This is a genomic window from Prauserella sp. PE36 (genome assembly GCF_003311655.1).
In the GTDB taxonomy this organism is placed as follows: domain Bacteria; phylum Actinomycetota; class Actinomycetes; order Mycobacteriales; family Pseudonocardiaceae; genus Prauserella_A; species Prauserella_A endophytica.
This window is the reverse complement of sequence record NZ_QEQT01000049.1, coordinates 152,010-178,316: the sequence shown is the minus strand read 5'-3', so window position 1 is coordinate 178,316 and position 26,307 is coordinate 152,010. Positions and strand designations below refer to the sequence as shown.

Sequence of the window (26,307 nt, the reverse complement as noted above, 5' to 3'; positions counted from 1 at the left end):
GTTCGGCTACCGGCTGATGGTGTTCGCGACGATGGGCATCACGGCGCTGTCGTTCGCCGTGTGGGCGCACCACATGTTCGCCACCGGGGCGGTGCTGCTGCCGTTCTTCTCGTTCCTGACGTTCCTGATCGCCGTGCCAACCGGCATCAAGTTCTTCAACTGGATCGGGACGATGTGGAAGGGGCAGCTGAGCTTCGAGACGCCGATGCTGTGGTCGATCGGGTTCCTCGTGACGTTCCTGCTCGGCGGGCTCACCGGCATCATCCTCGCCGCCCCGCCGCTGGACTTCCACATCCACGACAGCTACTTCGTGGTGGCGCACTTCCACTACGTGCTGTTCGGCACCATCGTGTTCGCGACGTTCGCCGGCATCTACTTCTGGTTCCCGAAGTTCACCGGGCGCATGCTCAACGAACCGCTGGGCAAGCTGCACTTCTGGCTCACGTTCGTGGGCTTCCACCTGACGTTCCTCGTGCAGCACTGGCTCGGTGACGCGGGCATGCCCCGCCGCTACGCCGACTACCTGCCCTCGGACGGCTTCACCGAGATGCACGTGGTGTCGACGATCGGCGCGTTCGTGCTGGGTCTTTCGATGCTGCCGTTCCTGTGGAACGTGGTGCGCAGCTACCGCTTCGGCGAGCCGGTGAACGTGGACGACCCGTGGGGCTTCGGCAACTCGCTCGAATGGGCAACGAGCTCGCCGCCCCCGCGGCACAACTTCACCGAGCTGCCCAAGATCCGTTCGGAGCGGCCCGCGTTCGAGCTGCACTACCCGCACATGGTCGAGCGCATCCATTCCGAAGGTCACATCACGCTCACCGGCAAGGTCAAGCCACACGACTCCTCACCGAAGCCGCCGGAGAAGACGGCCTCCGAAGCCACCGAGCGCAACGACCAGTGACCGCGGTGCAACACTGACGAGCGTGAGTGACCGAGACCGGGACGAGGAAGGCCGCGCCCGCAACGCCCGCCCGAGGGATGGCCTCGGCAGGCCGCTGCCCTACGGCGCGGAGGGCGTCGAGCGGCAGCCGGAGGGCGTCGTCCGCGCACCAGAGGAGTCGCTGGCGGAGGCGCAGCGGCTGCTCGACGAGGGCAAGCCCTTCCACGCCCACGAGGTGTTCGAGGACGCGTGGAAGTCGGGGCCAGAGGAAGAGCGGGAGCTGTGGCGGGGGCTCGCGCAGCTCGCCGTCGGCGTGACCCATGCGGCCCGCGGCAACCTGACGGGCGCGGCCTCGCTGCTCGACCGGGGCGCGGGCAACATCGAGCCGTTCGCGGCGCGGCGGCCACACGGTATCGACGTCGAGGGCCTTGGCGCGTGGGCGCGCACGCTCGCCGCGAGCCTTCGTGAGCAGGTGGCGCCGCCGGACGCGAGCACGATCGTGCCCCGGCTGCGCGAGCCGGGGCACGACCGCTGATTCCCTGGTACTACACCTAGGCGGGAACCATCCCATGCGGGTCGAGCACGAACTTCTTGGCCGCGCCGTGGTCGAAGTCCTCGTAGCCCTGCGGAGCGTCGGTGAGCGGGATGACCGTGGCGTTGACTGCCTTGGCGATCTCCGCCCTGCCGTTGAGGATCATGTTCATCAGCAGGCGGTTGTACTTCTTGACGGGGCACTGGCCGGTGGTGAACGAGTGCGATTTCGCCCAGCCGAGGCCGATTCGCACGCCGAGCTGGCCGATCTGCGCGTTCTCGTCGACCCCGCCGGGGTCGCCCGTGACGTACAGGCCGGGAATGCCGAGCGAGGCGCCCGCCCTGGCGATGGTCATGATGTCGTTGAGCACCGTTGCGGGCTGCTCACCCGCGTCCCGGCCGTGGGCGCGTGCCTCGAAGCCGACCGCGTCCACCGCCGCGTCGACCTCCGGCTCGCCGGTGATTTCCTTGATCATGTCGGCGAGCTCGGCCGACTCGCGGAGATCCACTGTCTCGCAACCGAAACTGCGGGCCTGCTGGAGCCGCTCCGGGATCATGTCGCCGACGATCACCACCGACGCGCCGAGCAGCTGCGCGGCGTGTGCCGCCGCGAGACCGACCGGTCCCGCTCCGGCGACGTACACCGTGGATCCCGTGGTCACGCCCGCCGTGAAGGCGCCGTGGTAGCCGGTCGGGAAGATGTCCGACAGCATCGTCAGGTCGAGGATCTTCTCCAGCGCCTGGTCGCGGTCGGGGAACGGCAGCAGGTTGAAGTCGGCGTACGGCACCATCACGTACTCGGCCTGGCCGCCGATCCAGCCGCCCATGTCGACGTAGCCGTACGCCGCGCCGGGCCGTGCGGGGTTGACGTTCAGGCAGATTCCGGTCTTGCCCTCGAAGCACATGCGGCAGCGGCCGCACGCGATGTTGAAGGGCACCGAACAGATGTCACCGGGTTTGACGAACAGCACGTCGTCCCCGGCTTCGACCACCTCCCCGGTGATCTCGTGCCCGAGGGTCTGACCGACGGGCGCGGTGGTGCGGCCGCGGACCATGTGCTGGTCGCTGCCGCAGATGTTGGTGGTGACGATCTTCAGAATCGCCGCGTGCGGAGCCTTCTTCGGCAGGCCCAGTCCTTCGACGACGTCAGTAGGTAGTTCGAGCTTCGGATAGTCGATCGACTCGACGGAGACTCGTCCCGGCCCTTGATACACGACAACATGGTTATCCGGCATGTCCAAACCCCTTTGTCTGATCGCCGGTTCTGAGTTCGTGGGCGTATCGCGAACGTAGCTCCTACCAGTTGGTATTTCCAGGTATCAGCAGGTGTAACTCATTCACTCGCGAAGCGCTGCTCCAGTTTCTGGATCTCGGGCAGCCCGATGAGATCGGTGAACTCGCCGAACGACGGCAGCCCGTCGAGTGCCGACTGGGGGGTGCCATCCGCGCGCAGCACCTCCAGCAGCGAGCGGATCCCCGCGGTCGCGGCGAGCAGCGTGCCGATTGGGAAAAGCACGAGCGAGAAGCCGAGCTCCCCGATGCGGCGCAAGGAGATCGGCGGGGTGCGGCCACCTTCGGCCCAGTTGAACACGAGCGGCGCAACACCGCGTAGCTCCTTCGCTACGCGCTCGATGCTCTCCTCGCTCGTTGGCGCCTCCACGAAGAGCACGTCGGCGCCAGCGTCGGCGTACGCCTTGGCGCGGTCGATCGCGTCGTCCAGCCCGTGCACCGCGGCGGCGTCGGTGCGGGCGATGAGCACGAAGTCGGGGTCCTGCCGGGCGGCGACGGCGGCGCGGAGCTTGCCGGTCATCTCCTCGCGCGAGATCACCGCCTTGCCGCTCATGTGCCCGCATTTCTTCGGCGTGACCTGGTCCTCGAGGTGGATGCCGGACACCCCGGCCTGCTCGTAGGCCCGCACGGTGCGCACGACGTTGATCGCGTTGCCGTAGCCGGTGTCGGCGTCGGCGATCACCGGCACGTCGACGGCGGCGACGATGCGGCTCGCGTTGTCGACCATCTCGGAGCCGGAGAGCAGGCCGACGTCGGGCCTGCCGATGAGCGAGGCGCTGGTGCCGAAGCCGGTCAGGTAGACGACGTGGAAGCCGGCCTGCTCGACGAGCCTGGCCGAGAGGGCGTCGTACGAGCCGGGCGCGACGAGCGGCTCCCCTGCCGTGAGCAGTTCCCGCAACCGGGCGCGCGGCCGTCGGGCGGTACCGAGCAGATCTCCCACGACAGCCTCCTTGCATACAGAAGCCTCGAACTTGTGCGTCACCCTTTGCGGTGGAATGCCCGCCGTCCTAGATTGCACACAATCTGGGATTGAGGTGATTCATGACACAGACTTCCCCCTCCGTGACGGGCCGCGAGAAGGCCGTCGACGCGCTGCGCGAGCTGATCCTGCGCGGCGACTTCCCGGCGGGCGCCCGGCTGGGCGAGGTGGAGCTGGCCACTCGGCTCGGGGTCAGCCGGACGCCGGTGCGGGAGGCGCTCACGCGCCTGGCCGCCGAGGGCCTCGTCGAGCTGGTGCCCAACCGCGGCGCGCGGGTCAGCGAGTGGAGCGTCGAGGAGCTCGAAGGCGTGTTCGACCTGCGGACCGCGCTCGAACCGGAGCTCACGGCGCTGGCCGTGCCGAACGCGGGCCCCGAGGACGTCGAGGAGCTCGACCAGCTCGCGCGGCGGATGGTCGAGGTCGGCGGCCCAGGACCGGCGCAGGACCTCGACGCGCTCGTGCCGCTCAACCGCGAGTTCCACGGCAGGCTCGTCACACTCGCCGGTCACCCCGCGCTCGCGGGCGCGCTCGCCAGCGCGGTGCACGCCCCGATCGTGCTCCGGAACTTCCACACTTACGACGAGACGTCCCTGCGGCGCAGCCTCGCGCACCACGCCGAGATCGTCGCCGCCGTGCGGGCGGGCGACCCCGAGTGGGCCCGTGCCGTGATGACCGCCCATATCCGCAACGCGCGGGCCGTGATGGTCCGCGCGGCCAGGGAGCAGGAGAGGGCATGAGTTACCGGCTCGGAGTCGTGGGTCCGGCCACCACCACGGGCTTCCGGCAGCTGCTGCAGATCGGACGGTCCTACCTGCTGCGCGGGCTCGCCGGATGGATCATCCGGCCGAAGCCGGAGTCATGAGCACCGGGCCGCGCGGGACGGCGTTTCCCCGGCAGGGTCGGCTGGGGTGAGCGCCCGCCGTGCCGGCGATCGACCTGGTGCGTGCCCGCCTCGGACACCGACGCGCTCCCACACGACTTCCGGCCGCAGGTGGTGCGCCGACCGGTCCACGCAGCCGCACGACGCGAGCCTGACCGATCTGGACGCCACGTACGCCGATGTCACCGACCTGGCGGAGGCCCTTCGCCGGCTGCGGTCCTGAACTCCACCTCCGGGTAGCGCGCGGACGGACCGTCGAGGATCGGCTGCTCCTCGCCCTTGAGGAAACGCAGGAAGAAGGCCGACGTGTAGTCGAGCAGGATCCGCTGCGATGGCTCGTCCCCGATGTCGTCGAAGTTCGCCGTCCAGACCTCCGGCGGCATCACCTCGCGCATGTTCCAGCGGTCGGCGCTGCCGCCCTGGTCTACGAATCGGTAGTGGCCCGCGTCGCGGACCCGCAGCCACTGGTGCCAGCCGGTGAGCGCCGGCAGGAAGTCGGCCCACGTCGGATCAGCCTTGTCGTCGTGGTAGTCGCTGCCCAGGACCAGGAACGGCTTGTCGAGGCCCTCCGTGCGAACCGGGCCCACGACGAGGCCGTCGAGGTTGACGCCCGCGCGCAGCCTCGGGTCCTCCAGCATCGCCTGCGCCGCTGTGGAACCGCCGAACGAGTGCCCGTAGATGCCGGCGCGGTCGACGTCGGCCGAGCGGGCGACGCCCGATGGCAGCGGCAGCGTCCCCGCCTCAAGTCCGTCGAGTACGAACCGGACGTCGGCGACCCTGGCCTCCTGCAGGCGGTTGAGGATCGCCTGGTTCTCCGTGCTGAAGTCACTGGCCGCGGCACAGAACGTGGGGTCGGCGGTGGAGACCGTCCGGCCGCCGGGGAACTCCACCAGGTCGGACTCGTGGGTGCTGCCGAGCGCGACGACGACGAAACCCAGGCTGGCGAGGCGTTCGTTGACGGCGGTCGTGTCGGTCCGGCTCGCGCACAGACCGTGGTAGAAGATCACCACCGGGTGGTTCCCCGGCAGCGCGGGCGCGTCCCGCCTGCTGTTGGTGACGGCGCCTTCGAGCGCGCCGTCGGGCAGCACGTAGAACTCCTCCTGCCGTGCGGCCTCCTTCGGGGACGCGTAGTCGGCGCGCTCATACCAGGGCAGTGGCAGTGCCGGGTACCAGACCTGCGCCATCAGCTCCCTCGGTCCGCCCTCGGGGTCGAGGCCGTCGATGCGGCCCTCGTCGACGAGGTGCAGCAGGCTCGTGCCCGGCGCGTGAGGCCCCTCGGGTTGGGGCAGGTGCACCTGCTGCGGCGCCGCGTTCGCGGGCGGCGCGACCAGCACGGCCGACAAGGTCACTGCGAGCGTTCCGGCCACGAGCCGGAAAAGTCCGGATTTCCCCACACCTAAGGTCTACACCACACGAGCAACCCCCGCCTGGGCGACTGCCCCCCAAGGCCACCTTTGTCGCGTTGAACGCACCAAAGGTGGCCTTGGGGACCGTCAGTCGGCCCGTTCTCGGCGCACGGCTCTCCAGGTGAGGCCGCTGGAGGTCCACAGCAGCGCGCCGGTGACCACGAAGACCGAGGCGACGCCTGCCGAGCCCGCGATGGCACCGGCGCCGAGGGGCACGAGCACCTGGCCGAGCCGGTTTCCCGTGAGCCGCAACGACAGCGCCGAGGCCCGGCTGCGTTGCGACACCAGCGTCACCACCCACGTCATCGTCAGCGGCTGCCCGATGCCCCAGAAGAAGCCGACGATCACGAGCAGGATGCCCATCAGGACCGGTTGGTGCGCAAGGGGAAGCAGAGACATCGGCAGCGCCGAGCACAGCGTCGCCGACAGCAGCAGCCAGCGGCGCGACACCACCCGCAGCAGGGCTGGCAGGAACGCGCGGGACACGATCGACGAGCCCGTGCGCAGCATGAGCAGCACGGTCACCAGCAGGACGCTGAAGCCGTACTCCTCGCCCAGCACCGGCAGGAACGCCGACAGCACGTCCATCGACGTCAGCACCACGAGGCTGCTGAACACGGCTGGGCACATGCCGGGGATGCCGAGCATCGTCACCATCGACTGCGCGGGCTCCTCGGTGGGCGGCCTGCCCATGGCCCGCCTCGGCACGGGCAGCAGGAACGACGAGGGCCCCGCCAACGCGACGAGGCCGGCGAGCGCGAGCAACGCACCCGTGGTCGCCACGCCGTCGCCGGTGCTGCTCGCCGACGACACCAGACCGGCTACCGGCAGACCCACCGTCTGTCCGATGGAGACGGCCAGCGACCAGCCCGCGAACCGCTTGTCCAGCTCGTGCGGCTCCGACAGCAGCGGGATGAACCCCTGCGCCGCCACGACCACGAGAACCTGCCCGAAGCCCAGCAGCGCGTTTCCGATGCCGAGTATCACGAGGTCGCCGCTCACCGCGATCACGAGCAGCGAGACGGCGGTGAGCAGCACACCCGCCCGCAGCATCCCGGCGGGGTGACCGTTGTCCACGGCCCTGCCGACGTGCACGGCCACCACGAGCGGCAGCAGTGAGAACAGCGCCGCGATGACGCCGAGGGCCACCCCGTCGGCGCCGAGCCCGAGTGCGCGGTAGGAGACGAGCATCCTGGCCGCGTTGAACGCCGCCTGGGACAGCGCCGTGGCGACGCACAGGTGGGGATACCAGTGCCGCATGTCCACCTCTGCCGAGAGGGGCCGCCGAGGGCGGCCTCGATGCCAAGGAGCGCATGCCCCGGCCGCTCTACGGAAAGTCTCGTTCACGAAGACGGGCGTCGGCCACCTGAGTGACTCTCTTGCCCTTGAGCTGGGAAGTCGTCCATGGTGATGCGAACGGTTTTCACCACCGGTCAAGCGCGACCGACCGATGGAGGTCTCAGGTATGAGCGGACGCGACGTGCTCGTAGGGACCCCCTCTTTCGAATCGTGGTCGGTCCCCCCGGAGGAGGACTCGATCGAGTACGGAGTCTTCTCGCTGCAGAGCGGTTGCCTGGAAGTCGGCATGTACGAGCACCAAGAGGCCAGGAGAGCGGCGGCCGAATGGCGCGCGCGAGGCGAGGTGACGGCCTACGCGGCGGAACTGTGCCCCGAACACGAGGCCCACCCGCGCGAGGACTGTGCCCTTTTCGCCCGCTTCGACGCGATCGCCTGACCACATCGAGTGTGACGTTGTCCTCCCCTGTCGCTGCCGTGGATACGGACGGCGACCGGAGATGATCATGGGGTGAAGACCCCCGCCCTCGTCGTCGCCCTTGCCGCCGCGTTCACGCTCACCGCGTGCGAACTGCCCGAAGCCCCTGCCGAGACGCCCGCCCCATCGGGAGCGCTCCCGCAGCTGCGGGTGGCGCCGGAGGACACGGGCGCCCGCTACGACCGCGACGACTGGCCGCACTGGGACTACCTCGGCGACGGCTGCGACGTACGCGACCAGATCCTGCAGGACCAGGGCCGCTCCGTCCGCGTCGGCGACAACTGCGAGGTGACGGGCGAGTGGACGAGCGTCTACGACGGCGAGATCGTGACCGACGCCGGCGATCTGGACATCGACCACATCGTGCCGCTCGCGGAGGTGGCCCGCTCGGGCTCACGTGACTGGACCGAAGCCGAGCGGGAGGCGTACGCGAACGACCCGGAGGTGCTGGTCGCCGTGACGGCCAGGAGCAACCGCCAGAAGGGCGACCAGGACCCGGCGACGTGGCTCCCGGACCAGGATCGCTGCGGCTACGTGACCCGCTGGGTCCAGACGAAGGCCAAGTACGACCTGACGGCGGACCAGGCGGAAGCGGAGGCGATCAACGCGATCCTCTCCCACTGCCCGAGCTGATCCCACTGCCCGAGCTGACGCGCCGGTCCTTCGAGGAGGGTCCGCGCTCAGGAGTCCCGGAGCTGGTTGCGCAGGATCTTCCCCGACGCCGACTTGGGGATCGCTTCGACGAACTCCACCGCACGAACGCGTTTGTGGGGCGCCACCCGGCCGGCCACGTAGGTCATGACGGCGTCCTTGGTGACAGTGCTCCCCCGGCGTCGCACGACGAAGGCCTTGGGCACTTCCTCTCCGTCGGCGTCGCGGGCCCCGACCACGGCGGCGTCGTCCACGCACGGATGGCCCAGCAGCACGTCCTCGAGCTCGGCGGGTGCGACCTGGTAGCCCTTGTACTTGATCAGCTCCTTGATCCGGTCGACGATCTTGATCTCACCGTGCGGACCGAGCGTCGCGACGTCCCCGGTGTGCAGGTAGCCGTCCTCGTCAAGGGCGGAGGCCGTGGCCGACGGGTTGTTCAGGTACCCGGACATGACGTTCGGTCCCCGCACCCACAGCTCGCCCCGCTCTCCCGGCCCGGCGTCGACGCCGGTCGCCGGGTCGACGAGCCGGAACTCGATGCCGGGCAGTGCGAGCCCGCAGCTCGCGGGGTCGATGTCGGGGCGGTCCTCGGGCGCCGCGTGCGACACGGGCGACATCTCCGTCATCCCGTAGCCCTGCATGACCGCGCACCCCAGCCGTTCCGCCAGCGTGGCACTCAGCCCACGGTCGAGCGGGGCCGCACCGGAGAACACCATTTCCAGGCTGCTCACGTCGTGCTGTTCCACCACGGGGTCCTTGGCGAGCGCACGCACGACCGGCGGCGCCACGTAGAGCTTGCGCACCCGGTGCTCGGCCACCAGGCGGAGCAGCTCGGCCAGGTCGAACCGCGACATCGTGACCAGCGGCGCGTGGGTGTACAGGCTGTGGTTCATCAGCACGGTCATGCCGTAGATGTGGAACAGCGGGAGAACGGCCAGCTGGGTGCTGCCCCGCGTCAGCGGCACCATCCGGTCGAACTGCAGGACGTTCGCGACGACGTTGCGGTGGGTGAGCACCACCCCCTTGGCCTGGCCCGTGGTGCCCGAGGAGTACGGCAGCACCGCGATGTCGTCCGGCCCGGTGGTCAGCACCGGCGCGGGCCCGGACTCCGCCGCCAGCTCGGCGAGGCAGGAATGGCCTTCGACCGGCTCCAGGGTGAACACGGCGTCCGGCCCGATCCCGGCCTTCTCCGCGGCCGCCGCGACCGACTCCAGCTGCGCCGCCGCCGCGATGGCGAAGCGGGCGCCCGAGTCGTGGAGCTGGTGAGCGAGCTCAGGTGTCGTGTACGTGGGGTTCGCGGCCGTGACGACGCCACCCGCGCGGAGTACGGCGTGGAACGCCGACACCCAGTCCGGCGAGTTCGGGCCCACCAGACCGACGACGTCACCGGTGCGCAGTCCACGCCCGCGCAACCCCGCCGCAATGCGCTCAACCCGTTGGTGCAGCTCGCCGAAGGTCGTCACCGCGCCCGTGCGGCCGTCGACGAGCGCGGTCGCGCCGGCGTGCTCGCCGGGACCGTCGCCGAACAGCAACGTGGTCAGTGAGACGTCCGGAACGGTGACGGCTGGATACGGGCTGGAAATCGGCATCGACGGTCCTCACTCGTGGGTGCCGCGCACGCGGCCGCAGGCGTGGCCCGCCGCGCGGTAGGCGTACGTGTAGTTCCGGGCGTTCGCCAGCCCGGTGACGTAGCCACGCAGTTCCCGCGTGGCCGCGGCGTTTCCGGTGGCGTACAGGCCAGGGATCGGCGTGCCGTCCCGTCGCAGCACGCGGGCGTGCCGGTCGATCCACAGACCGAGCGTGCCCATCCCGAACCCGACCACGGTCAGGTCCAGCGCGTAGAACGGCGGCGTGCGCAGGGCGCCGAGGCACCCATTCGGCTCGTGGGCTGCGTCGCCGTAGGTCCGCAGGACGAACGGCAGCGTGCCTCTGCCGAACTCCGGGTCCTCGCCGCGATCGGCCCCCTCGTTGAACGCGGTGACGGTGCGCTCGAGCCCGTCGGGGTCGATGCCGGTGAGCGCAGCCAGTTCGGCGAGGCTGTCAGCCCTCGGGATCGAGTGCGGCCATTCCTGTCCCGCCGCGTACGGCCCGAGCGGGTAGCGCTTGCGGTACTCGTCGTCGACGAGGAACCAGCACGGCAGGTTCGCCCAGCGGCGGCGACGACCGTCGAACCGGCGCAGCGCACCGATCAGTGCCCCGTAGTAGCTTTCGTCGCCGAACCGTCGCCCGTCCCGGTTGACGATCATCGAGTGCGGCAGGCCCAGGTGGGCGAGCAACGGCCGGACGAGCGGAACGTCCGTGCCGGGGTGGACCTCGCCGGGGAAGCCGTACCCGACGCTGAAGAACGGGTCGGCCCCTCGGACCAGGCCGGCTCCCGCCTGTTCCGCGAGGGTCGCCGAGTCGCCCTCGACGACCGGAGGGGCGCATTCCACGAGCTCGGGCACGTCCTCCAGCTCGGCCGCGTGCGAGGTCCAGCCGTAGCCGCCCGCCGCGATCAGCACGCCGCCACGCGCCCTGACCGCCACGCGGCCGCCTGGCCCGTCCAGCACCGCGCCGACCACCGCCCCGTCCTCGCGCAGCAGTTCCACCGCCCGGTGCCCGAGCAGGCATTCGACGCCGCGTCGCACCAGCGTCTCCCTGACGAACCCACCGGCGAGCCCCACTCCGTGGGTCAGGCGGTCCTCGGCAGGCGCGGCACCGTCCGGTGTGGCCGGTTCGGTGTACCGCTCGGCCCGGGTGACGCCGATGTCGTAGTAGGGGCCTGGCCGCAGCCGTGGCCGCCAGGCGCCCAGCTCAGCGCCGTCCAGCACGCATTCCAGCAGCCGCCCTTCGCTCGTGGAGCCGGGCGCGGGGTGGTAGAGGTCGGGAGCGTCCGGGATCACGCGCAGCGGTACGCCGGCGTCGGCGAACCAGGCCGTCGCCTCGACCGCGTCCAGCAGGTACTCCCGGCGTGCGGCGCGATCGACCGGACGCTCCCCCTGCACGTGGTCCAAATAGGACTCGACAGCCTCGATGGGGTCGGCGGCGGAGGAGGAGAGCGGATCGCCACCGACCCAGACGAACCCACCGCTGTAGGCGGCGACACCACCGACCAGCGACGACCTTTCGGCCACGAGCACCTCGGCGCCGAGCTCGTGCGCCCGCAACGCCGCGGCGAGCCCACCCAGCCCGCCGCCGACGCAGAGGAGGTCGACCTCCCGAACGCCTGACACCGTCAGGAGTCCTTCACGTCGATGCTCACGTTGATGTTGCCCCGCGTGGCGCGGCTGTAGGGGCACGTCTTCTCCGCCTCGGCGAGCAGCGGCCGCACCTGGCCGACGGAATCCGAGGGCACCGTGACGACGATGTCGACCGCCAGCTCGAAGCCACCGTCGTCGGCCCGATGCAGGTGCACCTGCGACGTGGCGGACACCTCGGGCAGCTTCGTACGGGCCCGGCGAGCCACGGCGCCGAGCGCGCTGAGGTAGCAGGCGGCGAAACCGGCGGCGAAGAGCTGCTCCGGATTCGTTCCTGCGCCGTCTCCGCCGAGTGCGGCGGGTGGCGCGAGTGCCACGTCGAGTTTTCCGTCGTCGCTACGTGCCGCACCGCCCCTGCCGTTGGTGACGTGCACCGACGCGGTGTAGAGGGGTTGGGACAAGGCTGCTCTCCTCGGGTCGTGTTGCGGTGGCCGGCTCGGTCACACCGGCAGGCGTTCCCTGCCGGTCTCGCGGAACGTCAGCACCGTCACGATGCCCACGAGCGCGACACCCATGACCCAGAAGGCGGGCGCCATCGGGTCGCCGGTGCTCTCCACGAGCTGAGCGGCGATGTACGGGGCCGAGCCACCGGCGATGATGGTGCCGATGTTGAAGCCGAGCGCGACACCGGTGTACCGCATGCGCCGCGGGAACAGCTCGGTGAACTGCGGGAACGCCGGAACCTGCGCGAGTCCGTTGAACGACATGTAGACGATGTAGACCAGCGCCACCACGACGATGCTCGACGTCGCGCCGAGGATCGCGAATGCGGGCCACGCGATCACCAGGTACCCGATGTACGCGGTGAGCAGCACGGGACGCCGCCCGAACCGGTCCGCGAGCGCACCCGCCAGCGGGAACGTGGCACAGGCGAGCGCGATGCCGATCGCGGAGGTCCAGTAGACGTCCTGTTTGTCGAACCCGAGATCGATGAGGTAGACGTTGAAGTAGGTCAGTCCAATGTAGCCACTGCCGTTCATGGCGATCGCGATGCCGACGACCCGCGCGACACTGCCCGGCCGTTCCTTGATCACCTGACGCAGGGGGCTGCGCACGATCTCCCGCTTGCTGGCCATCTCCGCGAACTCGTCGGTGTCCTCCAGCCGCACCCGCACCCACAGGCAGAGCAGCGCGAGCGGAAGCGAGATGAGGAACGGGATGCGCCAGCCCCAGGACGTCATCTGCTCGGCCGTCGTCAGCGTGCTCACCAGACCGACCACGGCCGCGGACGTGGCGAAACCGAGGGTCGAGCCGAGCGCGGTGACGGAACCGTAGAAACCACGGCGCTTGGTCGGCGCGGACTCGGCCACGTAGGTCGCTGCGCCACCGATCTCACCGCCCGCGGAGAACCCCTGGGCAAGGCGGAGCAGCACCAGCAGGATCGGGGCGGCGATGCCGATCGAGGCGTATGTCGGCAGCAGTCCCAGCAGGCCGCAGCAGATACCCATGGCGACGACCGTCACCACGAGCGCGCTCCGGCGGCCGCGGCGGTCGCCGAGGCGACCGAAGAACCAGCCGCCGATGGGCCGCATGACGTAGCCGGACCCGAAGACGGCCAGCGCGACGAGCACCGAGACCGCGGGCTCGCCGCTGGGGAAGAACAGCGGACCGATCGTCACCGCGAGGAACGCGTACACGCTGAAGTCGTAGTACTCGATCAGGGTGCCGACTCCACCGGCCAGCGCGGCGCGCTTGGCCGTGGCCGGCGAGGGCACGGTGGGGCTTTCGGTCGACGGGTGTGAGGTCGTCTCGGACATGGTGCTCCTGGTCCGTCGTCGTTGACTTGGCGGAGGGATATCAGGCTTGGTCTGCTGGTTGGTGGGCGTGCTCGGCGAGCAGCAGCTTCAGCGAGCCGCCCGCCTCGATGACGCGGCGGACGCGGTCGCTGGGCGGGGTGCCCCGCAGCTCGGTGCCGTCGTCGAGCCGCACGGTGGCGGCGCGCCAGTCCACTGCCACGTTGTCGCCCTTGGTGACCCCGGTGCTGATGCCGGGCACGGTCAGCAGCGGCATCCCGTTGTAGGTCTCCCCTCGCCAGAAGCCGGGGGAGAACGATTCGGCCAGCACCGCGGCGATGCCGAGGTCCCGCAGTGCCACCATCGGCGGGTAGTGCGGGTGGCCGTAGCCGAAGTTGCGGCCGCCGACGATCACGTCACCGGGCCTGACGCGGTCGGCGAACGTGGGGTCGAACTCCCGCATCACCTTGCTGCGCAGGAAATCCGCGTCGTAGGACTTGATGTTCTCGACCCCGATCACGAGGTCGATGTCGAAGTCGTCACCGAAGATCCACGCCACGCGGCCGCGGATCACATCCGGCGGCGGCGGGTAGTCGCGGAGTGCGCTCACGACCTGGCCACCCCCTCGGCCGACGAGATCGTTCCGGCGACGGCGCTGGCCGCGACCGTGTAGGCCGAGCCCATGTAGATGTTCGCCTCGGTGCTGCCCATCCGGCCCGAGATGTTCAGCACGCCGGTGGAGATGCAGTTCTCGCCGGGCTGCAACGGCTTCTGGTAGCCGAAGCAGAAGTCGCAGCTGGAGCGCGCGATCTGCGCGCCCGCGGCGCGCAGCACGTCCAGCAGGCCCTCCCGCTCCGCTTGCTGGTGCACCGAATCGGAGGTCGGGACGACGTTCAGTTCGACGCCGGGAGCGACCTTGCGTCCATCCAGGATCAGCGCGGCGGCGCGGATGTCCTCGATACGGCCGCTGGCACACGAGCCGATGAACGCCTTGGTCACCGGAGTGCCCGCGAGTTCGTCGACCCCTCGGGTGTTGTCCGACCGCGCCGATCCGGGCAGCACCACCCTCGGGCGCAGTTCGGACAGGTCGATCGTGTGCACGGCGGCGTAGTCGGCGCCCTCGTCCGGCAGCTGCGGCGTGAAGCCGGTGCTGGCGACCCGGCGGGCGTAGGACAGCGCGGCCTCGTCGGGCTCGAAGACCGCGGAGACCGCGCCGGTGAACATGGCCATGCCACAGAGCCCCTGCCGCCGGTCGATCGACATACCACGCGCGCCGGGGCCCGAGAACTCCATGACCTGGTGCGCACAGCCGTCGGCACCGTACTCACCGATGATGTGGTGCACCAGATCACGGCTGTCCACGCCGTCGGCCAGCTCACCGACCAGCTCGAACCGCGTCGTCGCCGGGACGTCGAGGTAGATCTGCCCGGAAACCCACGCCTCCAGCAGGTCGCGGCGCACACCCCAGCCGAGCGCACCGAACGCGCCCGCGCCGGAGATGTGCCCGTCGAAGTGGATCAGGAAGTTGCCAGGGAGCGCGTAGCCCAGTTCGGCCATCACCTGGTGACCGATGCCGCGAGCTTCGTGCAGCTCGATGCCGTAGAACTCGCACCAGTCCCGCGTGACCTGGTGGACCTCGCGTTCCTGTTCCGTGCCCTTGGTGAGCATGTGGTCGATGAACACGACGTACCGGTGCGGCTCGGCGAGCGTCCGGATGCCGAAGTCGTCGTGCATCTGCTTGAACATCACGTCCGTGTAGCCGGGAAAGTCGTAGGCGATCATGTAGTCCGGGCGCACGGGGAGGTTGTCGCCTGCCTTGACGACGTCGACGCCCGCGGCCCTGGCCAGTATCTTCTCGGCGATTGTGCTCGGCATGCCGCTCCTTACACCGGCTCCGCGGCGGGCAGGTACGCCTGCTGGAGCCGCTCGATCTCGGGCATTCCGATGAGGTCCACGAAGTCGTGGTGCGAGGTCGCGTCCGCGCTGACGTCGGCCGGGTTCTCGCCGGATGCGAGCCTGCGCAGGCAGTCACCGGCGGCGCGGGTCACGGCCATCAGCACCTGCGTGGGCAGCAAGGCGATGCGGACACCGATCTGCCGCATCACCTCGGGCGTGAACTCGCGTTCCGTCCACGCCGACGCGGTGAGCGTAGCCATCAACGGAACACCGGTGACCTCGTGGCAGCGCCGCCACTCCTCGACGGTGCTGAACGTCTTGGTCACCGGCATGATCAGGTCCGCGCCCGCCTCGACGTACGCGTCGGCGCGGCGGAGTGCCTCGTCGCCGCTGGCGTCGGTCCTGGCGATCACGAGCATGCCCGAGTCCTTCGCCGCGTCGACCACGGCGCGGATCTTGCCGGTCGCCTCCGGCACGTCGAGCAGCTCGGGTGCGGAGCCAGGGATCAGCGGGCACCGCTTCGGCGAGCGCTGGTCCTCCATGAACACGGCGGCCACTCCGGCGTCCGCGAACAGGCGCGCCGTGCGGTGTGCGTTGACGGCGTTGCCGTAGCCCGTGTCGATGTCGGCGATGAGGGGCAGCCCGCTCGCCTCGCGGATCGTCCGCACGGCCTGCAGGTTCTCCGACATCGAGTAGAGCTCGGCGTCCGGATAGCCAAGCGCCGCCGAGATCGCGAAGCCCGACGCGCACAGCGCGGGGAAGCCCGCCTGCTCGGCCAGCCGGGCGGTCAGACCGTCCCAGACACCGGGTGCGTAGACGAGTCGCTCGCTGATCAAGTCGCGCAAATCCACTGATCACTCCCTTGTGTATCGTGATGCGATACGCGTTCCGAAACTTTGCGGGAAGGACACCGAGCATGTCAAGGAACCGGCGCGAACTCATCGCTAACCTGAGTCCAGCAAGCACGCGGCAGGTGAGGTGAGCGGTGACGCAAGAGGCACTCCAGGACGGCTCCGCGGGGCGGGAGACGGTCACCTCGGTGCTGCGCGCGTGCCAGCTGCTCAGCCACTTCAGCGCCGACCGGCCGGTGATCACCCTGGCCGAGTTGACGGCCACCACCGGGCTCAACAAACCCACCGTGCACCGGCTCATGAGCTCGTTCGTCGAAGCGGGCTGGGTGCACCGGGAGCACACGGGCGCGTACCGGATCCGGATGCCCGTGTTCACGATCGGCGCCGCGGCGCTCGCGGGGTTCGACCTGCGCACCGAGGCCAGGCCCGAACTCGAGGCGCTGGCGCAGCGGTTCGGCGACACCGCGTTCCTGATGGTCCCCTCCGACGCCGGCGCGGTGTGCATCGACCGGGTCGAGGGCGGGAAACCGATGGCATTGGCGGCCATCAGCGTCGGCTCGGTGCTGCCGTTCCACGCGGCCGCCGCGCCGGTGGCGATGGCCGCGTTCGATCCGGAGATCCGCCGCCGGGTCCTGAAGGGCCGGCTCGAGGCCTTCACCGAGGAAACGCACATCGACCCGGCCGCGCTGGCGAGTCACCTGGAGCGGGTACGGACCGAGGGCATCTCCCGCAGCCAGGACGACTACCTGCGCGGCGTGTCCGCCGTCGCCGCGCCCGTCCTCGGCCAGTACGGGGCGCTCGTGGGAACGATCAGCCTCGGCGGGCACAGCGAGGACTTCGCGGGAGCCGAGGGCGAGGCCCGCGCGGAAGCCGTACGCGCCGCCGCGGACCGGCTGAGCACCACGGTGCGCGCCTCACGTCTCTGAGTGGGCCGATCCGGCCCGATATCCGAAAAACGCCCCGAGACCTGATCGAGCAGGTCATCGGGGCGTATCGGCTCGTGTGGCGGGTGAGGGATTCGAACCCCCGAAGGCAGTGCCGTCTGATTTACAGTCAGATCCCTTTGGCCGCTCGGGCAACCCGCCTCGGCCGGGCTCGCCCGGCCGAGAAACAGAGTACCCAATGCCACTGGCCTGCCCACGCCGGGGGTTCGCGGTCACTAAGGTGGACCCATTCCAACCAGCAGACTACGAGGTGTATGACGTGGCCGATCCATCGTTCGACGTGGTGAGCAAGGTCGATCACCAGGAGGTGGACAACGCGCTGAACCAGGCGGGCAAGGAGCTGTCCACCCGGTTCGACTTCCGCGGCACCGGCGCCAAGATCGAGTGGTCCGGCTCCGACGGCGTGGTGCTCGAGGCCGAGACCGAGGAGCGGGTGCTCGCAGCGGTCGAGGTGTTCAAGGAGAAGCTGATCAAGCGGGGCATCTCGCTCAAGGCGTTCGACGCGGGTGAGCCCGCTGTCTCCGGCAAGGTCTACAAGGTCCAGGGCAAGATCATCGAGGGCATCGCCTCCGACAAGGCCAAGCAGATCGCCAAGTTCATCCGCGACGAGGGCCCCAAGGGTGTTCAGGCGCAGATCCAGGGCGACCAGCTCCGCGTCTCCGGCAAGAAGAAGGATCACCTGCAGGAGGTGATCTCGCTGTTGAAGAACAAGGACTTCGAGATCGCCCTGCAGTTCACCAACTACCGCTGACGCGCCAGCGCTGACCTGCGACAACTCACTCCGAGTCGGTCTCGGGTACAACCCCGGTACAACCGAGTGCGGAGTCCACGAGCGAGCGGGTCTGGTCGACGGCGTCGGGCCAGTAGCCGACGTAGGTGTTGAGCGTGACGGTCGGGGTCGTGTGCCCCATCGCGAGCTGGACCGTCTTCACGTTTGCGCCGCCGAAGATCAGCACGGTCGCGAAGTAGTGCCGCAGGTCGCGCAGGCCGAAGCCACTCGGCAGGCCCGTGACCTCCCGGAGGGCTATCACGCCGCGTCCAGGGGCAAGCTTTGGGAAGGCCTGCACAACTTCCGATACAGGTTGCCCCCTGGACCCAGCGTGATTGGGCTGCGCCAGGTCGACGGCATGGAACAAAGGCGGCCCACTCGGAGGGGTCGGACGAGTGACATAAGCGAAGCCCGACATCCGCAAAGGACTGTCGGGCTTCGCCGTAGCTCATAACCGGGAGACTTGCACAAGCAGAGGCCGCACCGGTCTTCGATGAAGAGTGTAGCTTAGAGTAGCCGACGTGCCAAACTCGGACGTCTTTGCCACCTTCGAGCTCCGGGCGCAACGGCTGTCGCCACCCCGGATGGCCTCCTATCTTCACGCTGCTCAGAACGACCGGAAACGGGCGTTGCAACTGTATGAGTGGAACGTGGCTGCGTCTGGTGCAGTGTACGAAGCTCTCGCGATCGTTGAGGTGGTAGTTCGTAACGCGATTCACGATGAGCTCACAGCATGGCATGAACGCGAGCAACGTCCCGGTACCTGGTTGGACGACCCCGCAAATCTCCTGGAAAAGCGCGCGAAGGACGACATCGCGAAGGCCGTTGAACGAGCCCAAGTATGGCGCCGGGTAAAGGGGATCCGGCGCCCCACCAAGCCGAAGCCGCCGGTCGGTGCTGTTGTTGCCGAGCTTTCCTTCGGCTTCTGGCGGTACCTCCTGGCAGCCCGGTATGAGCACACGCTGTGGCTTGAGTCGATTCGGCACGGATTCCCCCACGTCCACGGACGACGTACCGCAGTGGACGAGCCGATGCGCCGACTGCATCAGCTCCGCAATCGAATCGCGCATTTGGAACCGATCATCAACCGCGAGCTCCACCGAGATGCGGCGGACATCCACGCGGTAGTCCACGCAGTGTGCCCGAAAACCGCAGAGTGGGCGGCATCGTTGCGTCGGGTCGATGCTGTACTCGCGGCAAAACCGTAGAGCGGTCACCGCTCGTCAGACACCCACCTAGCACGGCAAACGGTGCCGGTCGCCATTCGTCGCTTCAACTCTGGCCCCGCAGTGCTAACCCATGGCCGGGTACAAATCCGGTACAGATGGCACCGGCCAGCGACGATCACCAACGGCAGACGACCACCGATAAGCGCAGGCCAGAGCCCTCGCTAGACGCGTCGACACAGGTCAGGCGCAGTTCACCAACTACCGCTGACGCGGCAGCGCTGACGGTGTCCGGCGGACCCGCCGGACACCGTTGCCCGCAGGCCGCGAAGAGTGCCAGAGAAGAAGCCGCCACGACGCGACGCACAAGATCACGTCATGGTGTAATCCCTCCGTCACAGCGCGAAGGGATCACCATGCGCAAGGTCTGCGTCCTGCTGTTCTGCCTGCTCACGCTCTCGGGGGTCGTCGCGCCCGCGGCGGCCGCCGAGCGAGAGCTTCTCCACGACGGGCTCGGTTCCTACCCCCGGCTGATCCGCCTCGAGCACAGCGGGCTGCTCGGCAACGGGCGCATCCTCGCCTCCGTCACCAGCAGGGACTCCGCCGGCAACTACGCGCCGATCTTCGAAAGCACCGACGAGGGCCGCACGTTCACCAGGGTCGGCGCCGTGCGTGATCCCGCCGGGGCCGCTGGAATGTGCTGCGGCACGCTCTACGAGCTGCCGGAACGCGTTGGGCGGCTGCGGGCCGGGACGCTGCTGTGGGCCGCGAGCTACCGGCAGAAGGCGGGGCCCGATCGGCGCATCGGCATCCGCGTGTGGGCCAGCCGTGACCTCGGTCGCAGCTGGAGCTTCCTCGCCGAGCCCGTTCGCTCCCACAACTACGACGGCGTGTGGGAGCCCGAGTTCACCGTCGACGTGGGCGGCAACCTCTGGATGCACTACGCCGACGAGACCGAGGCGCCCCGCTACGGCCAGGTTCTCAACCGCGTCGCCAGCACCGACGGCATCAACTGGGGCACCAAGCAGCGCACGATGGCCATCCCACCCGACCGCGTGCGTCCCGGCATGCCGATCGTGCGCAGGCTGCCCGACGGGCGGTACTACTTCGCCTACGAGATCTGCAACTACGGTGACCGCTTCTGCGACCCGTACTTCAAGATCTCCCCGGACGGCGCCAACTACGGCGACCCGAAGGGCCCTGGCACCAGGGTGGACACCGCGAGCGGCAACCACTTCCAGCACGCCCAGACCATCACGCTGTTCCCCGGCGGCCCCACGGGCACCCGGATTCTCATGGTCGGCCAGATCTACGTCGACCGGAACGGCAAGCCGCTGCCCGGCAACGGGCGGACCCTGCTCGCCAACGACCACCTCGGCGCGGGTGACTGGTACGAGGTGCCCGCTCCCGTCCACGTGCGCAGGCCCTACGACAACTGGTGCCCGAACTACAGCTCCACGCTGCTGCCCGTGGACGACAGCGAGAACGTGCTGCAGATCGCCGCGGACTACACCAACGGGGTGTGCAAGGCCTACTTCGGCAGGGGGCCGGCCCGCTGACCGCCGCGATACCCTGGCCATTCACGACCGAGTGACGGCAGGAGTAGTTGATGAAGGGCATCGTGCTGGCTGGTGGCAGCGGCACCCGGCTCCACCCCATCACACAGGCGATCTCCAAGCAGCTGCTCCCGGTCTACGACAAGCCGATGATCTACTACCCGCTCTCGGTGCTCATGCTGGCCGGGATCCGCGAGGTGCTGGTCATCTCCACGCCCACGGACCTGCCGAACTTCCGGCGCCTGCTCGGTGACGGCAGCCAGTTCGGGCTGGAACTGAGCTACGCCGAGCAGGCCGCGCCCAACGGGCTTGCCGAGGCGTTCGTGATCGGCGCGGACTTCGTCGGCGACGACGACGTGGCGCTCATCCTCGGCGACAACATCTTCTACGGCCAGGGCTTCTCGCGGACCCTGCAGGAACAGGTGTCCACTCTGGACGGCTGTGTGCTGTTCGGCTACCCCGTCAAGGACCCCCAGCGCTACGGCGTCGGCGAGATGGACGCCGACGGCAGGTTGGTCTCCATCGAGGAGAAGCCGGAGCGGCCGCGCTCCAACCGCGCCATCACCGGTCTGTACCTCTACGACAACCAGGTGGTGGAGATCGCGAAGGGCCTCACGCCCTCGAAGCGAGGCGAGCTGGAGATCACCGACGTCAACATGGCCTACCTGCGCCAGGACCGCGCGCGGCTCGTGGAGCTCAGCCGCGGTTTCGCGTGGCTCGACACCGGCACGCACGACTCGCTGCTCGAGGCCGCCCAGTTCGTGCAGGTGCTCGAACACCGCACCGGGGTCCGCATCGCGTGCCTGGAGGAGATCGCGCTGCGCATGGGCTTCATCACGGCTGACGAGTGCTACCAGCTGGGTGCGAAGCTCGCCAAGAGCGGCTACGGCGACTACGTGATGGACGTCGCCATGGCCGCGGGCGCCTCCGGCTGAGCCGCCTCAGTACCGCCTGCGGGCCAGCTCCTCCAGCCTGCGCACGCGGTCCTCGATCGGCGGGTGCGTGGAGAACAGCTGCGAGAGCCGCTGACCCGGCCGGAACGGGTTGGCGATCATCAGGTGCGACTGAGAGACGACCTTGGGCTCCGGCGCGAGCGGCAGGGCTCTGGTGCCCCGCTCCAGTTTGCGCAGCGCCGAGGCGAGCGCGAGCGGGTCGCCGGTCAGCTCCGCGCCCGAGGCATCGGCCTGGTACTCCCGCGAGCGGCTGACGCTCATCTTGATGATCCCGGCCGCGATGGGGCCGAGGAACACGAGCAGCAGCGAGACGAGCGGGTTGCCCCCCTCGCGGTTGCCCCCGGTGAACAGCGCCAGGTTCGCCAGCACGCTCACCACGCTGGCCAGCGCACCGGCCACACAGGAGATGAGTATGTCGCGGTTGTAGACGTGGGACAGCTCATGGCCCAGCACGGCCCGCAGCTCGCGCTCGTCGAGGATCTCCAGGATGCCGGTGGTGCAGCACACGGCGGCGTTGCGCGGGTTGCGGCCCGTCGCGAACGCGTTGGGCGCCTGCGTGGGGCTGATGTAGAGCCTCGGCATGGGCTGGCGCGCCTGGGTGGCCAGCTCGCGAACGATGCGGTACATCGCGGGCTGCTGGGCCTCCGACACCGGCCGCGCGCGCATGGCGCGCAGGGCGAGCTTGTCGGACTGGAAGTACGCGTAGGCGTTCATGCCGATCGCGATCGCGAGGCCGATGAACAGCGCGCCGCGGCCGAACAGCCCGCTGATCGCGATGATGATGGCACTCAGCAGGCCGAGCAGCATCGCGGTCTTCAGCCCGTTGCGGTGCTTGTGCACGTGCTCATGCCTCCCTTCGAGTGCCGGCCGTTGGGCGCCGGCTCCACTAGATCGAACGCCGTCGATGCTTGCGAAGTTCCTGGTGAACGTCACTCGGCAGGGGCGAAGCCGCAATCACACTCGCATTTCAGCCGACGTTCAGCCTGCCCTCAGGTTACGGTCCGACCGACAACAGCGCAGAAACGTGGAGGAAAAACAGGAGGTCGGAGTGGCCGAGCCGAGGTGGGCGCGCCGCGTGGTGCTCGGAACGGCGATGGCCGCGCTGGCCTCGCTCCTCCCGACGGGAAGGGCCGGAGCGACACAGGTCACGGCCGTTTCCGTGGGCCGGTCGCCGTCGTGCGTGGCTGTGAACTCACTCACCGGATCGGTCTACGTCGGCTGCGAGGGCGACGGCACGGTGTGCGTGCTCGACCGCACGGGCGCGTTGCGCGCGGTGGTGCCGGTCGGGTCCACGGTGAGCGACGTCGCGGTGAACGAGGTCACCGGCCGGGTCTACGCGAGCAACCGGCTGGCCGGGACGGTGACCGTGTTCGAAGGGGCCACCGGCCGGGTGCTGACCACGATCGCGGCGGGGCCCGGGGCGGCGGCGCTCGCGGTGGACGAAACCACCGACACGGTCTACGTCGCCAGTGAGGCGAGCGGAACGGTCACGGTGCTCGACGGCGCGGCAGGGTCGTTCGCGAACCTGGTGCCGGGCGAGTCGGACGCCCTCGCCGGGATCTGCGTCGATCCCGGAAGGCGGCTGGCGTACTGCACGAGCGTGGGCGAGGCGCGGGTCGAGGTGCTCGACCTGCATACCGAACGGTTCACGGGCTCGATCCCGGCAGGCCGCTCCCCGGCAGGGGTCGCGGTGCACCGGCTGAGCAACACCGTCTACGTCGCCAACGCCGGCATCCACCACCTGTCCGTGCTCGACGGTTCCAACCGCACCGAGAAGGCGACGATCCTGCTCGGCAGCGCCGCCTCGGCCGTCGCCGTGCACCAGGGCACCGCCACCGTCTACGCCAACGGCGGGGCGAACGGGCTGGTGCGGATCGACGGGGCCCAGGGCGAGCGGACGGGAGAGCTGGCGCTCGGAATCAATCCCGGCGCCGTGGCCGTGGACCAGCGCACCCGCGTGGTCTACGCGACCGACCCGGTGCGCGACTCGGTCTGCGTGGTGCGCGACTTCTGAGTGGGCGCCAACCGCAGTGAAGGCCACCTTCACTGCGTTGAACGCAGGCATGGTGGCCTTCACTGCGGCTGGTGGCTGAATTGTGGGAACGGTTGGTCCACTTCGGATCGGCCACCATTTTCCGGGCGAGTGCGTTGTTCACCGACAAGCGCATTCGCTCGATTCTTTTTCACCGGATCTTTTCGACATCACCACTCGATAAATCGCGTAACGACCTCCACTCGCCCAGCGAATCAGCAGGAGAGTCGCGGCCGCCCGGGCAGGCGGTGGCGGGAGGAGAGCCACATGAAGATCAGTGTCTTCGGGCTCGGCTACGTGGGCTGTGTGTCCGCCGCGTGCCTTGCCGACCGCGGTAACCAGGTCATCGGCGTCGACGTCAACCCGATCAAGATCGACTTGGTGCGCGCAGGCAAGGCGCCCGTCGTGGAGGAACGCATCGGTGAGCTGACCGCGCAGGTCGTGGCCTCGGGCGCGTTACGAGCCACCACGGATGTCGCCGACGCGATCGCGAACAGCGAGATCTCCCTGGTGTGCGTCGGCACGCCGTCAGCCCCCAACGGCAGCCTTTCCACGGCATACCTCGAGCGCGTGACCGAGGAGATCGGCATGGCGCTGGCCGAGGTGGACCACCGGCACACCGTGGTCTTCCGCAGCACGATGCTGCCCGGCACGTGCCTCGAACTGCTGGTGCCGATCCTGGAGAAGGCATCGGGCCGCACGGCCGGGGTCGGCTTCGGCGTGGCCGTGAACCCCGAGTTCCTGCGCGAAGGCAGCAGTGTCAAGGACTTCTTCGACCCGCCGAAGACGGTGATCGGCGAGTTCGACACCGCCAGCGGCGACGCTGTGGCCGCGCTGTACGAGGGCCTGCCCGGCGAAGTGTTCCGCGTCCCGGTGCCCGTTGCCGAGATGACGAAGTACGCCGACAATGCCTTTCACGGCCTCAAGATCGGCTTCGCCAACGAGCTGGGCGCGATCTGCCGGGCACTCGGACTCGACTCCCACCGCGTGATGGACGTGTTCCTCGCCGACCGCAAACTCAACGTCAGTCCCGCCTACCTGCGGCCCGGCTTCGCTTTCGGCGGCTCGTGCCTGCCGAAGGACCTGCGTGGCCTCGTCCACGCCGCGCACAGGGCCGACGTGTCCGTGCCGATCCTGTCGCACGTGCTGCCCTCCAACGAGGAGCACCTGCGGCGCGCCGTCGACCTCGTGGTGCGCACCGGGAAGCGGCGGGTTGGACTGTTCGGGCTCTCGTTCAAGCCCGGCACCGACGACCTGCGCGAGAGCCCGCTCGTGGAGCTGGCGGAACGGCTGCTCGGCAAGGGCTACGACCTCAGGATCTACGACGCCAACGTGAGCCTCTCGCGACTTCTCGGCGCCAACCGGGAGTACATCGAGAGCCGGCTGCCGCACCTCGGTCAACTACTCGCCGGATCGGTCGAGGAAGTGCTCGAGCACGCCGAGGTGTGCCTGATCGGCAGCACGGACTCGTCGGTGCTGGCAGCACTGCCGCACGGCGGCGAGCGCGTGCTCATCGACCTCGTCCGCCTTCCCGACGCCGACGTGCGCAGGACCGAAGAGGGGTATGTTGGCCTTGCCTGGTAAGAAAGCTCTGGTCCTCGTCGAGAACCTCTCCGTCCCGTTCGACCGGCGCGTGTGGCAGGAGTGCACGACGCTGCGCGACGCGGGCTGGGAGGTCCACGTCATCTGTCCACAGGGGACCAAACGGGACACCGAGCGCGAAACGATCATCGATGGTGTGCGCATCCACCGCTACCCGCTGCGCGCCGCGACGGGCGGGCCGGCCGGGTACGTCGCGGAGTACGGATCCGCGCTGTGGCACACGTTGCGGATCGCGCGGCGTATCGGCCGCGTCGACGTGGTGCACGCCTGCAACCCGCCCGACCTGCTGTTCCTCGTGGCCCGCATGCTGAAGCGGCGCGGCGCGCGGTTCGTGTTCGACCAGCACGACCTGGTGCCCGAGCTGTATCTCTCCCGCTTCGACCGCGGCAAGGACCTGCTGTACCGGGGCGTGTGCGCGTTGGAGCGGGCGACCTACCGCGCGGCGGACGTCGTGATCGCCACCAACGAGAGCTACCGCGCGGTGGCGCTGACCAGGGGCGGCAAGTCTCCCGAGGACGTGTTCGTGGTGCGCAGCGCGCCGGCGATCGAGCGGTTCCACCAGGTGCCGCCCGAGCCGGAGCTCAAGCACGGCAAGCCACATCTGCTGTGCTACCTCGGCGTGATGGGCCCGCAGGACGGCGTGGACTACGCGCTGCGCGCGCTGGCCTCGCTGCGCGACGACCTCGGCCGCACCGACTGGCATGCGGCGTTCATCGGCTCGGGCGACACGTTCGACGCAATGGTGACCCTCTCGCGCGAGCTCGGGCTGGCAGGCCACGTGGAGTTCACCGGTCGTATTCCGGATACCGACCTGGTTCGTTATCTCTCCACGGCCGACGTGTGCCTCTCGCCGGACCCGCTGAACCCGCTCAACGACGTGTCCACCATGAACAAGATCATGGAGTACATGGCGATGAGCCGCCCGATCGTCTCGTTCGATCTCAAGGAGGCGCGGGTCTCGGCGGGCGACGCCGCCGTCTACGCGCCGGCAAACGACGTTCGCGAGTTCGCCAAGCTCACCGCGCGGCTGCTCGACGATCCCGAGGAGCGGGCCCGCATGGGCGCGCTGGGGCACGAGCGGGTCAACGGGCCGCTCTCGTGGCGGAACTCGGCCAAGGCGCTGCTCGCCGCGTATGCCGCCGCAAGCAAATAACTCATTACCGAACGGTTTTCCAGGT

The 26,307-nt window shown here is 69.2% G+C and carries 27 protein-coding genes and 1 tRNA gene; 14 read left to right on the top strand and 14 right to left on the bottom strand.

The annotated features are described in order from the left end of the window. Together DI005_RS11000 and DI005_RS10995 are read left to right on the top strand one after the other, a co-directional pair. A partial coding sequence (locus DI005_RS11000) for a cbb3-type cytochrome c oxidase subunit I (RefSeq protein WP_199542718.1) occupies window positions 1-901 on the top strand: 901 nt, incomplete at its 5' end. Between the two features lie 22 nt (window positions 902-923). After that, window positions 924-1,415: a DUF309 domain-containing protein gene (locus DI005_RS10995; RefSeq protein ID WP_113642040.1), complete on the top strand. Its 492-nt coding sequence runs from the start codon at window positions 924-926 to the stop codon at window positions 1,413-1,415. A 16-nt stretch (window positions 1,416-1,431) separates the two neighbouring features. Here DI005_RS10995 and fdhA read toward each other — a convergent pair whose 3' ends face one another. After that, the gene (fdhA, locus tag DI005_RS10990) at window positions 1,432-2,646 is read right to left on the bottom strand and encodes a formaldehyde dehydrogenase, glutathione-independent (RefSeq protein ID WP_113642039.1); all 1,215 of its coding nucleotides are present in this window, start codon (window positions 2,644-2,646) and stop codon (window positions 1,432-1,434) included. A gap of 98 nt (window positions 2,647-2,744) precedes the next feature. Beyond that, window positions 2,745-3,641 carry an oxaloacetate decarboxylase gene (locus tag DI005_RS10985; protein WP_113642038.1) on the bottom strand — a complete coding sequence of 299 codons (897 nt, stop codon included), beginning with the start codon at window positions 3,639-3,641 and terminating at the stop codon, window positions 2,745-2,747. Window positions 3,642-3,742: 101 nt separating this feature from the next. Here DI005_RS10985 and DI005_RS10980 point away from each other — a divergent pair, with 101 nt between their 5' ends. After that, the gene (locus DI005_RS10980; RefSeq protein WP_113642037.1) at window positions 3,743-4,417 is read left to right on the top strand and encodes a GntR family transcriptional regulator; all 675 of its coding nucleotides are present in this window, start codon (window positions 3,743-3,745) and stop codon (window positions 4,415-4,417) included. Further along, the gene (locus DI005_RS39455; protein WP_255565687.1) at window positions 4,414-4,542 is read left to right on the top strand and encodes a hypothetical protein; all 129 of its coding nucleotides are present in this window, start codon (window positions 4,414-4,416) and stop codon (window positions 4,540-4,542) included. The genes DI005_RS10980 and DI005_RS39455 overlap by 4 nt, the downstream gene beginning before the upstream one ends. A 200-nt stretch (window positions 4,543-4,742) precedes the next feature. On the opposite strand, the gene DI005_RS10975 is transcribed toward DI005_RS39455, so the two are convergent. Continuing rightward, window positions 4,743-5,909 (bottom strand): alpha/beta hydrolase, encoded by a 1,167-nt coding sequence (locus tag DI005_RS10975; RefSeq protein ID WP_112276758.1) that lies wholly within the window; start codon window positions 5,907-5,909, stop codon window positions 4,743-4,745. Between the two features lie 144 nt (window positions 5,910-6,053). Continuing rightward, complete coding sequence (locus DI005_RS10970) at window positions 6,054-7,226, bottom strand: MFS transporter (RefSeq protein ID WP_113642052.1); 1,173 nt, start codon at window positions 7,224-7,226, stop codon at window positions 6,054-6,056. 205 nt (window positions 7,227-7,431) lie between these two features. Between DI005_RS10970 and DI005_RS10965 the strand changes: the two genes are divergently transcribed. Then, window positions 7,432-7,701 carry a hypothetical protein gene (locus DI005_RS10965; RefSeq protein WP_113642036.1) on the top strand — a complete coding sequence of 90 codons (270 nt, stop codon included), beginning with the start codon at window positions 7,432-7,434 and terminating at the stop codon, window positions 7,699-7,701. A gap of 72 nt (window positions 7,702-7,773) precedes the next feature. After that, entirely contained in the window at window positions 7,774-8,373 is a 600-nt protein-coding gene (locus DI005_RS10960) for an HNH endonuclease family protein (RefSeq protein WP_112276754.1), read from the top strand. 47 nt (window positions 8,374-8,420) lie between these two features. Here DI005_RS10960 and DI005_RS10955 read toward each other — a convergent pair whose 3' ends face one another. From DI005_RS10955 to DI005_RS10925, 7 genes are read right to left on the bottom strand one after another with little or no spacing between them, the layout of a single operon-like run. Beyond that, window positions 8,421-9,980: an AMP-binding protein gene (locus DI005_RS10955; protein ID WP_113642035.1), complete on the bottom strand. Its 1,560-nt coding sequence runs from the start codon at window positions 9,978-9,980 to the stop codon at window positions 8,421-8,423. 9 nt (window positions 9,981-9,989) lie between these two features. Beyond that, a complete protein-coding gene (locus tag DI005_RS10950; protein ID WP_158559804.1) occupies window positions 9,990-11,603 on the bottom strand; it encodes an FAD-binding protein in 1,614 nt (537 codons plus the stop codon). A 2-nt stretch (window positions 11,604-11,605) separates the two neighbouring features. Continuing rightward, window positions 11,606-12,028, bottom strand: coding sequence for an organic hydroperoxide resistance protein (locus DI005_RS10945; protein ID WP_113642051.1), 423 nt, complete (start codon window positions 12,026-12,028; stop codon window positions 11,606-11,608). Window positions 12,029-12,067: 39 nt separating this feature from the next. Continuing rightward, complete coding sequence (locus tag DI005_RS10940) at window positions 12,068-13,384, bottom strand: MFS transporter (protein WP_112276746.1); 1,317 nt, start codon at window positions 13,382-13,384, stop codon at window positions 12,068-12,070. Window positions 13,385-13,424: 40 nt separating this feature from the next. Further along, window positions 13,425-13,970, bottom strand: coding sequence for a 3-isopropylmalate dehydratase (locus DI005_RS10935; protein WP_112276744.1), 546 nt, complete (start codon window positions 13,968-13,970; stop codon window positions 13,425-13,427). Beyond that, window positions 13,967-15,235 (bottom strand): aconitase family protein, encoded by a 1,269-nt coding sequence (locus DI005_RS10930; protein ID WP_199542717.1) that lies wholly within the window; start codon window positions 15,233-15,235, stop codon window positions 13,967-13,969. Before DI005_RS10930 ends, DI005_RS10935 begins: the two co-directional genes overlap by 4 nt. A gap of 8 nt (window positions 15,236-15,243) precedes the next feature. Then, window positions 15,244-16,107, bottom strand: a complete 864-nt coding sequence (locus DI005_RS10925; protein WP_112276742.1) for an oxaloacetate decarboxylase — start codon at window positions 16,105-16,107, stop codon at window positions 15,244-15,246. 134 nt (window positions 16,108-16,241) lie between these two features. On the opposite strand from DI005_RS10925, the gene DI005_RS10920 reads away from it, so the two are divergent. Next, a complete protein-coding gene (locus DI005_RS10920; protein ID WP_112276740.1) occupies window positions 16,242-17,033 on the top strand; it encodes an IclR family transcriptional regulator in 792 nt (263 codons plus the stop codon). A gap of 77 nt (window positions 17,034-17,110) precedes the next feature. On the opposite strand, the gene DI005_RS10915 is transcribed toward DI005_RS10920, so the two are convergent. Then, window positions 17,111-17,192: transfer RNA gene (locus DI005_RS10915), tRNA-Tyr, on the bottom strand. A gap of 118 nt (window positions 17,193-17,310) precedes the next feature. On the opposite strand from DI005_RS10915, the gene DI005_RS10910 reads away from it, so the two are divergent. Continuing rightward, the gene (locus DI005_RS10910) at window positions 17,311-17,802 is read left to right on the top strand and encodes a YajQ family cyclic di-GMP-binding protein (protein ID WP_158303152.1); all 492 of its coding nucleotides are present in this window, start codon (window positions 17,311-17,313) and stop codon (window positions 17,800-17,802) included. 25 nt (window positions 17,803-17,827) lie between these two features. Here the strand turns inward: DI005_RS10910 and DI005_RS10905 are convergent, their stop codons facing one another. Beyond that, window positions 17,828-18,082 (bottom strand): tyrosine-type recombinase/integrase, encoded by a 255-nt coding sequence (locus DI005_RS10905; protein ID WP_233520085.1) that lies wholly within the window; start codon window positions 18,080-18,082, stop codon window positions 17,828-17,830. 259 nt (window positions 18,083-18,341) lie between these two features. On the opposite strand from DI005_RS10905, the gene DI005_RS10900 reads away from it, so the two are divergent. The 3 genes from DI005_RS10900 to rfbA all read left to right on the top strand — a co-directional run bounded on the left by DI005_RS10900 (window position 18,342) and on the right by rfbA (window position 21,477). Then, on the top strand, window positions 18,342-19,028 hold the full coding sequence (locus tag DI005_RS10900) for an Abi family protein (protein ID WP_113642033.1): 687 nt from the start codon (window positions 18,342-18,344) through the stop codon (window positions 19,026-19,028). Window positions 19,029-19,402: 374 nt separating this feature from the next. Continuing rightward, window positions 19,403-20,545 (top strand): sialidase family protein, encoded by a 1,143-nt coding sequence (locus DI005_RS10895; RefSeq protein ID WP_113642032.1) that lies wholly within the window; start codon window positions 19,403-19,405, stop codon window positions 20,543-20,545. 50 nt (window positions 20,546-20,595) lie between these two features. Next, window positions 20,596-21,477 (top strand): glucose-1-phosphate thymidylyltransferase RfbA, encoded by an 882-nt coding sequence (gene rfbA, locus DI005_RS10890; protein ID WP_112276697.1) that lies wholly within the window; start codon window positions 20,596-20,598, stop codon window positions 21,475-21,477. A gap of 6 nt (window positions 21,478-21,483) precedes the next feature. Here the strand turns inward: rfbA and htpX are convergent, their stop codons facing one another. Further along, on the bottom strand, window positions 21,484-22,335 hold the full coding sequence (gene htpX / locus DI005_RS10885; protein ID WP_112276695.1) for a zinc metalloprotease HtpX: 852 nt from the start codon (window positions 22,333-22,335) through the stop codon (window positions 21,484-21,486). A 208-nt stretch (window positions 22,336-22,543) separates the two neighbouring features. On the opposite strand from htpX, the gene DI005_RS10880 reads away from it, so the two are divergent. The 3 genes from DI005_RS10880 to DI005_RS10870 all read left to right on the top strand — a co-directional run bounded on the left by DI005_RS10880 (window position 22,544) and on the right by DI005_RS10870 (window position 26,282). After that, a complete protein-coding gene (locus tag DI005_RS10880; RefSeq protein WP_233520084.1) occupies window positions 22,544-23,509 on the top strand; it encodes a YncE family protein in 966 nt (321 codons plus the stop codon). A gap of 285 nt (window positions 23,510-23,794) precedes the next feature. Continuing rightward, complete coding sequence (locus tag DI005_RS10875; RefSeq protein WP_112276693.1) at window positions 23,795-25,111, top strand: nucleotide sugar dehydrogenase; 1,317 nt, start codon at window positions 23,795-23,797, stop codon at window positions 25,109-25,111. Continuing rightward, window positions 25,092-26,282, top strand: a complete 1,191-nt coding sequence (locus tag DI005_RS10870) for a glycosyltransferase family 4 protein (protein WP_113642031.1) — start codon at window positions 25,092-25,094, stop codon at window positions 26,280-26,282. Before DI005_RS10875 ends, DI005_RS10870 begins: the two co-directional genes overlap by 20 nt. The last annotated feature ends 25 nt before the right edge of the window (window positions 26,283-26,307 follow it).

Bases quoted from the DNA above. Each gene is read 5' to 3' on its own strand.
- fdhA (WP_113642039.1), bottom strand. From the start codon at position 2,646: ATGCCGGATAACCATGTTGTCGTGTATCAAGGGCCGGGACGAGTCTCC.
- DI005_RS10980 (WP_113642037.1), top strand. From the start codon at position 3,743: ATGACACAGACTTCCCCCTCCGTGACGGGCCGCGAGAAGGCCGTCGAC.
- DI005_RS39455 (WP_255565687.1), top strand. From the start codon at position 4,414: ATGAGTTACCGGCTCGGAGTCGTGGGTCCGGCCACCACCACGGGCTTC.
- DI005_RS10970 (WP_113642052.1), bottom strand. From the start codon at position 7,226: ATGCGGCACTGGTATCCCCACCTGTGCGTCGCCACGGCGCTGTCCCAG.
- DI005_RS10965 (WP_113642036.1), top strand. From the start codon at position 7,432: ATGAGCGGACGCGACGTGCTCGTAGGGACCCCCTCTTTCGAATCGTGG.
- DI005_RS10955 (WP_113642035.1), bottom strand. From the start codon at position 9,980: ATGCCGATTTCCAGCCCGTATCCAGCCGTCACCGTTCCGGACGTCTCA.
- DI005_RS10940 (WP_112276746.1), bottom strand. From the start codon at position 13,384: ATGTCCGAGACGACCTCACACCCGTCGACCGAAAGCCCCACCGTGCCC.
- DI005_RS10930 (WP_199542717.1), bottom strand. From the start codon at position 15,235: ATGCCGAGCACAATCGCCGAGAAGATACTGGCCAGGGCCGCGGGCGTC.
- DI005_RS10895 (WP_113642032.1), top strand. From the start codon at position 19,403: ATGCGCAAGGTCTGCGTCCTGCTGTTCTGCCTGCTCACGCTCTCGGGG.
- rfbA (WP_112276697.1), top strand. From the start codon at position 20,596: ATGAAGGGCATCGTGCTGGCTGGTGGCAGCGGCACCCGGCTCCACCCC.
- DI005_RS10875 (WP_112276693.1), top strand. From the start codon at position 23,795: ATGAAGATCAGTGTCTTCGGGCTCGGCTACGTGGGCTGTGTGTCCGCC.
- DI005_RS10870 (WP_113642031.1), top strand. From the start codon at position 25,092: ATGTTGGCCTTGCCTGGTAAGAAAGCTCTGGTCCTCGTCGAGAACCTC.